This window comes from Mesorhizobium sp. M1A.F.Ca.ET.072.01.1.1 (genome assembly GCF_004023325.1).
In the GTDB taxonomy this organism is placed as follows: domain Bacteria; phylum Pseudomonadota; class Alphaproteobacteria; order Rhizobiales; family Rhizobiaceae; genus Mesorhizobium.
The window spans coordinates 1-7,426 of the sequence record NZ_RZSF01000327.1 but is presented as its reverse complement, the minus strand read 5'-3'; the positions used below and the strand labels follow the sequence as shown (position 1 = coordinate 7,426).

The following is a 7,426-nucleotide window of genomic DNA, read 5'->3' as shown; positions in this document are numbered from 1 at the left end:
GATGAGCCAGCTCTCGACGGCGATGCCGCCGAGCTGCCGGCCTTCCTCGCCGACGATACCGGCACGTCCTCCGATGAACCGGTGACCGTCGCCGGCGAGGAACCCGACCACCTCCAGGCCGCCGAGTAATCGGCCTCCCGCTCACCACTAGGCCCGGCATCTCCGCCGGGCCCTTCTTGTTTCCGACATGGAGAAAAACGCATGTCCGCACATATCGTCTACGATTCCGCCCCGTTGGGGAGCGTCATCCGCTATTCGGACGGTGCCCCGAAACCGCCGGCCCGCTTCAGAAAGAAGCTGTCTGCCTGGGAGAGCCGCAACGGCACAGGCCGACTCGTCAAGAAGGAGCCGCCACGGTCGCGGGCGACGTATAGCTCTCCAGCCTGCTTCACCTTGCATGACGGCGATTTCGGCGAGGGCGGCATCATCGCTATCTCGGTCCGGCGCACCTGGTCGGTCGAGAGCAGCCTGCGTTTCGAGATCGTCGAGCGTCCGTCGATCGGAATGGTGCGTGTCCTGCAGGACCTGGGCGACAGCCCGGAACTCCTGCATCTCGCCAGGGATCACGAGGCCGCCGAACGCTGGCTCGCCAGCAATTCGTACAGCCGGGCCTATCTCGAGGAGGTCTCGGCCGACGAAGTCGGCGCCGACGTCATCGAGGGTCGGGCGGCCGCCTGACTTCCTCACCGCATAAACCAACCGATGACAGGCCCGGGCTCGCGCAGCGATCGCCGGGCCTGTTCCGTTCTATGGAGATCAACATGTTCGACTGGAACCGAAGCTGCTCCTACGACGAGCAGCAGAAAAGACGTTTTCATACGAGGGCGCGCTCACGGCTGAAAGAGCTTGTCGCCGAACTTGCCTTGCCGCCGGGTAGCTTTGATCTGCGCTCGAACAGGGCGGGCATCGCCGTATCCGGTGAAATCACCCTGCATCATGACCGCGCCTATATCCAGGTCTGCCAGTTCGCGCTGTCGTCGGGGCACGGTATTCTGATCCGCACCTGCAAGGGCCGCAAGGACTATACCGGCGGGGCCAACCACTTCGTCACGCTCGGCATACTCGACGACATCCCGGCGCTCGCCGCAGCGGTCCGCGCCATTACGGGCGTCGGACACGATGCCGCGCCTTCCGCGGATCGCCGCGCCGCCTGAACTGACCATCGATCCCGTCACCCGCCGACAGTCACCCGCTGCAGCGCTGCTGTGGCGGGCGACCGGCTGTTTCCGGAGAGCAGCCATGTCCACCCATCCCCCGTTCCGAAAAGTGTTCGACGGCGTCGCAACGCGTGACCAGATGTTCCAGCTCTTCAACCGGCACAAAGACAACCCGGGTATAGATCCAATTTCCGGCACGCCCTACGCCGGCGAGTATTTCGAGATTGCCGCCGAGCAATACCACTTCATGCTCGCGCTCCTGCCGCCGCTGTTCCAGCGAACCGGTATGTTCGGCATCTCCGAATACAAGGCTGGCTACGTGACCAGCGTCTTTTTCGCCATCAGGATCCGTGGCCGCGAACGATGGTTCCACGGCTTCTGCGACCTCTCCGACAAACGCTGTCCGGACGCGATGCGCGTGGCAATCATCGCCCACGAGACGGGCGCCGTCGATAGCATGACGCGTCAGGAAAAGCTCGAGGCGATCTGGTCCGCGACGCATGCCGGCTTCAAGGGCATCGCCGGGGAGGCAAATCCGGACGCATGCCCGCCGGAGCATCACAGCAAGCGAAGCATCCTGGTCAATGCCGGCGGGCAGGGGACCATCCTCAAGCTGCTTGAGGAACTCAACGACGAAGAGATCGGCAAGCTTCTGCCCGTGCCCCAGGTCGCCGGGTAAATCATAAGAGGGAAAGTACGAGGAAGGACCCACGACGGGGACTTAGTGGAGCGCGTATGAGGCTCTGCTTCCGGCGCTGACCACCCCGATAGATGATCTCGCGTCGGGCGTGCAAGAAAATCCGTCTTGGCGAAATCTAGCCGCGTAGCAAGTAACCCGCGTTTCGCAGGGCGCCGATAAAGAGGCTGACGTGGCCTGTGATGTCGATTGTGGCCTGCGTCGACAATGGCAATCTGGTCCAATTCTCCAGCGGAGCGATGAAGCTTGAGAACCCGCCATTGATCATGCAATGGCGGGTTCCAGAACCCTGCTTGTCCAATGCCAGTATACCCATTTGATCGCTTGTATATTGAATGGCCGCGATGCGCTGGACCTCCGCGTCACCCTCGATCCTGACGTCGAAAAGCAGGACACCGCGGCTCCTGGCGGCTATTTCGGCCGCTTTCTCAGCGAAGCTTAAGGGAAGGGCGTGGACGCTTTCGAGCGCCATCCTGAAAACCAGCGCATCCAACTCATCCGTCGCCATGGGAGAAACTGCTTGCAACGCAGCGGTAAATGCAATCGACGCCCCAGCTTGTGCACAGCTGTCTGCTCACAGCGACCTGATTGTCGTGGCATTGGGTTCGTTCGACAGCCCCGGATTGCCGTCTGGGCTAGCGCGCAGAGACCGCGGAGTTCGTAGCGGGCTCTGGAATCGCAGATGGGATCATCCAGCGTCATGCGCTTGATGAGAAACTGGTTACCCCATGCGGGCGATGTGCATCGGCCGCTTGGTTCCTTGCACAGGCAGAGCGGCCGCTCCCCGCGTTTCATACGCTGCGCTCAGCACTGTCTGTAGGTTAGGTGCATCATCCTCGCAAACTTCACCTACGATCCTGAACTTCAGCATCACTTCGATCGCTCCGGATCGCCGCCCCCCGGCCATTGAGTCATGGCTCCTAACAGCGCAACCCGATTGGTCGCAGGGAGGGAGAGCGGGGCCGGGAGGAGTACGGCCCGGCCGGAGCACAGAGAGTGCCGGCGGGGCGGACACTCTCTCGCTCGAAGGACATCTCCATGAACATCGTCACGACCACGTCGACCGTCAACCAGACGGTCGCTCCCCTTACCGCGGCAGCATCCCACGCCATCGACACCGCCCAGACGATTCACCAGGCGGCAGTGTCGCTCCTGCCCTTTCTCGAACAGGGCAAGCCCATCACCACCGCGGCATTGCGCACGGCCATGACCGACAGCTTCGGCGGCACCGACGCACAAGGTTTTTGGGTCTGGAAGGATGCCTATGAGGCGCTCGAAGCCGCCCAGATGCTGTTTCTGCGCCGCTTCGGGCCGGCGATACTGTACCGGTCGGCTTCGCCCGAGGCGACACTGGCGATGATGAGGCGCATCGCCGAACTTGTTCCCACCCACACGCGGCGCTCCGACGAGAGCCAAGCCTTGCAGCAATTGTCGACCCCGCTGCCACTCGCTTTCCTCACCGCTCTCGCAGCAGCGATTTCCTCTTCGGACCTCGTCCTCGAGCCCTCGGCTGGCACCGGCCTTCTCGCCGTTCATGCCGAGATCGCCCGGGCTTCACTCGTCCTCAATGAGCTTGCGGCCTTGCGCGCCGATCTGCTCGGCCTGCTGTTTCCGCGCACTCCCATCTCCCGACACGACGCAGCCCATATCGACGATCATCTCAACGCCGCCATCGAGCCGTCCGTGGTTCTCATGAACCCTCCGTTCACTGTCGGCGCTTACGTCGACGGCCATGTCGCCGATGCGGCATGGCGGCATGTGTCTTCTGCCTTTGCTCGTCTACAAGCCGGCGGCCGCCTTGTCGCCATCACCGGCACCGTGCTTTCCCCCGAAAACCCCAAATGGCGCCCCGCCTTCGAGCGACTTCAGCAGCAGGGCAGGGTCGTCTTCACCGCCGCGATCGATGGCCGTGTCTATGCCCGCCATGGCACGACGGCCGAAACCCGCCTGACGGTCATCGACAAATTGCCCGCGGCCGAGCCGGCGCGCTTCATCGCCTCGCCGGGGAAGGCCCCAGACGTCGACACCTTGCTTGCCTGGATCTCCGTCTTGCCGTCCCGCACACCGGGCGGCTTTCCGGACTCGATCGGTGCCCTGTCAAAGAGCGTCCTGCGCAATGCCTCCCCGCAGAAGGCCGCGCGATCCGCACCGGGAACTGCACCCACCGCAGCTGCGGCGTCTGTTGCCAAGACCCTCCGGGCGGCGGTTGTACGGGCGAAGCCCAACCGTCCGGGCGTACCCAGCGCCACGCCTGCCGTTCCACTTACCTATGAACTACGCGACTGGATGCCGAAGGAGGCTGGCCGGCTCAGCGACACGATCTACGAGGCCTATGCGCTCCAGTCGATCGACATAGCGCGCGCCAAACCACATCCGACGCCGCTGGTCCAGTCAGCCGCGATGGCTGCGGTCGCGCCGCCGAAGCCATCGTACCGGCCCCTCCTGCCTGATGCGATCTTAGACGAGGGTCTGCTGTCCGACGCCCAGATCGAAAGTGTGATCTATGCCGGTGAGGCACATTCCGGCCATCTCACCGGCGCCTGGACTGTCGACGATACCTGCGATGTGGTCTCGGCCGCGCCAGAAGGCGCCGAGAACGCCGTCCGCTTCCGCCGGGGATGGTTTTTGGGCGATGGAACCGGCTGCGGTAAGGGGCGACAGGTCGCCGGCATCATTCTGGACAACTGGCTGCAGGGCCGTCGGCGCGCGATCTGGATTTCCAAATCGGACAAGCTGCTCGAGGATGCTCAGCGGGACTGGGCAGCACTCGGCCAGGAACGTCTCCTTGTCCAGCCGCTCTCGCGCTATCGGCAGGGCACGCCGATCCGCCTTGCCGAAGGCATCCTCTTCACGACGTACGCCACCCTGCGCTCCCAGGAGCGCGAGGGCAAGAAGTCGCGGATCGCCCAGATCCTCGACTGGATCGGCCAAGAGGCGGGGAAGGCCGAAGGCCTGGCTGGGACAAGGGAAGACCCGGCGGGGAGGACCGAAGGCCCAACAGAGATCAAAAAGCCCTTTGATGGCGTCATTGTCTTCGATGAAGCCCACGCAATGGCGAATGCCGCCGGCGGCAAGGGCGAGCGCGGTGACGTCGCGCCATCACAGCAAGGCAGGGCGGGCTTGCGACTGCAGCATGCGCTGCCTGATGCTCGGATCGTCTATGTCTCGGCCACCGGCGCCACCGCTGTTGAGAACCTGGCCTATGCGCAGCGCCTCGGCATCTGGGGCAGCGAGGACTTTCCGTTCGCCAACCGTGCCGAGTTCGTCGCGGCGATCGAGGACGGCGGTGTCGCGGCGATGGAGGTGCTTGCCCGCGATCTCAAGTCGCTTGGCCTCTATATGTCTCGTTCGCTCTCTTATGACGGCGTCGAATACGATCTGCTCGAACACGAACTGACCGAGGAGCAGATCCGCATCTACAATGCCTATGCGGACGCCTTCCAGGTCATTCACAACAACCTGACCGCCGCGCTCGAGGCGGCCAATATCACCAGCGATTCCGGCACGCTGAACCGCAACGCCAAGGCGGCGGCACGCTCGGCCTTCGAAAGCACCAAACAACGTTTCTTCTCCCACCTCATCACCTCGATGATGACGCCGACATTGATCGCATCGATCGAGCAGGACCGGACTGAGGGTCATTCGGCGGTTGTGCAGATCGTCTCGACCGGCGAAGCGCTGATGGAACGGCGACTTGCCGAAATCCCGACCGAGGAATGGTCGGACCTGCATGTCGACGTCACGCCGCGCGAGTATGTCGGCGGGTACCTGATGCATTCCTTCCCTACCCAGTTGTTCGAGGAATACTCGGACGCCGAAGGGAACCTCTATTCGCGGCCTGTTCATGACGAAGATGGCAACCTGGTCCAGTGCCGCGAGGCGGTTGGCCGGCGCGACGAGATGGTCGAGCGGCTTGCGTCGTTGCCGCCGGTCGGCAGTGCCCTTGACCAGATCATCCATCACTTTGGCACCGACACGGTTGCCGAGGTGACCGGTCGCTCGCGCCGCATCGTCCGGAAGACCAGCCGCGACGGCATCGACCGGCTCGCCGTCGAAAACCGTCCAGCTTCGGCCAATCTCGCCGAGACCGAGAGTTTTATGGATGACGACAAGAGCGTGCTGATCTTCTCGGACGCCGGCGGCACCGGACGTTCCTATCACGCCGATCTCGGGGCAAAGAATCAGAGGCTGCGCAAGCACTATCTGCTCGAAGCCGGCTGGCGTGCCGACAACGCCATCCAGGGGCTGGGACGAACCCACCGCACCAATCAGGCGCAGCCGCCTTTGTTTCGGCCGATGGCCGCTAATGTGAAAGCCGGCAAACGCTTCCTGTCGACCATCGCTCGGCGGCTCGACACGCTGGGTGCGATTACGCGCGGCCAGCGCCAGACCGGTGGGGCAGGGCTGTTCCGGTCCGAGGACAACCTGGAAAGCCCCTATGCCCGTGCGGCGCTCCGCCAATTCTACTATCTGCTGCACCAGGGCAAGATCGACGGCTGCTCGCTCACCACCTTCGAGACGGTCACCGGCCTGTCGCTGACGACGGACGAAGGCGGGCTGCGCGATGAGCTGCCGCCGATCACGACCTGGCTCAACCGGCTGCTGGCGCTGCGCATCGAGACCCAGAACCTGCTCTTCGAGGTCTTCGAGCAGCTGATGACGGCGAAGGTAGAGGGCGCCATTGCCGCCGGCACCTGCGACAAGGGTCTGGAGACGATCACGGCGGAAAGCATCGTCGTCACCGATCGGCGCACCGTCTACACGCATCCGGTCTCTGGGGCGCAGTCGCATGTGCTGACGGTCGCGCGCAAGGACCGGATCCGGCCGCTTGGTCTGGCCGACGCGCTGGCGATCGCGCGCGCCGAGCCGCAATCAGTCCTGCTAGTCAACACACGGTCGAGTCGCGCAGCGATCCAGCTGCCGACCGCAAGCCTCATGCTCGACGACGGCACAGTCGAGCACCGTGTGCGGTTGCTGCGGCCGACCGACGAGTTGCGCTTCGGCCTTGACGCCCTTGCCGAAACCCATTGGCAGCCGGCCGACCGAAAGCTGTTCTGTGAACTCTGGCGGGCAGAGGTCGCCGCCGTCCCGGAGTTCACCACGAGCACCTTTCACATCGTGACGGGTCTGCTGCTGCCGATCTGGCGTCGGCTGCCGGACCATGATTGTCAGGTTTACCGGATCCAGACCGATGCGGGCGAACGCATCATCGGGCGTCACATTGCGCCGACCCTTGTCGCGACCATGTTCCGCAATCTCGGTCTCGACGATGTGCCCACGCTCGCGCCGGAAGATGCCTGGACTGGGCTCGTGGAAGGCAGAATCGGACTGCAACTCGCCGATGGCCTGATTCTACGCCGCAGTCGGGTCATGAACGACTACCGTGCCGAGCTGATCGGCTTCACCGACGCGATGGTCCCCCAGCTGAAGGCGCTGGGGCTGATCTCCGAGATCATCTCCTGGAAGCTCCGGCTGTTCATCCCGACGTCCGCGCAAGGGTCCGCAATCCTCGCCGCGCTCCTCGACCGCCATACGCTGGTCGGGGTCACCGACCGTACTGCAGCGGCTTGAG

At 63.9% G+C, this 7,426-nt stretch carries 5 protein-coding genes; 4 read left to right on the top strand and 1 reads right to left on the bottom strand.

All coding sequences use genetic code 11. The features are described 5' to 3' along the window. Positions 1-201 precede the first annotated feature (201 nt). From EOA32_RS30390 to EOA32_RS30380, 3 genes are all read left to right on the top strand, one after another. Complete coding sequence (locus tag EOA32_RS30390) at positions 202-678, top strand: hypothetical protein (protein ID WP_128373677.1); 477 nt, start codon at positions 202-204, stop codon at positions 676-678. Between the two features lie 83 nt (positions 679-761). Continuing rightward, complete coding sequence (locus tag EOA32_RS30385) at positions 762-1,154, top strand: hypothetical protein (protein WP_128373676.1); 393 nt, start codon at positions 762-764, stop codon at positions 1,152-1,154. 85 nt (positions 1,155-1,239) lie between these two features. Beyond that, positions 1,240-1,836, top strand: coding sequence for a DUF1419 domain-containing protein (locus EOA32_RS30380; RefSeq protein WP_128373675.1), 597 nt, complete (start codon positions 1,240-1,242; stop codon positions 1,834-1,836). A gap of 136 nt (positions 1,837-1,972) precedes the next feature. On the opposite strand, the gene EOA32_RS30375 is transcribed toward EOA32_RS30380, so the two are convergent. Next, positions 1,973-2,326 (bottom strand): hypothetical protein, encoded by a 354-nt coding sequence (locus tag EOA32_RS30375; protein ID WP_245499431.1) that lies wholly within the window; start codon positions 2,324-2,326, stop codon positions 1,973-1,975. Positions 2,327-2,892: 566 nt separating this feature from the next. Here EOA32_RS30375 and EOA32_RS30370 point away from each other — a divergent pair. Beyond that, on the top strand, positions 2,893-7,425 hold the full coding sequence (locus tag EOA32_RS30370; protein ID WP_128373673.1) for a strawberry notch family protein: 4,533 nt from the start codon (positions 2,893-2,895) through the stop codon (positions 7,423-7,425). Position 7,426 lies beyond the last annotated feature (1 nt).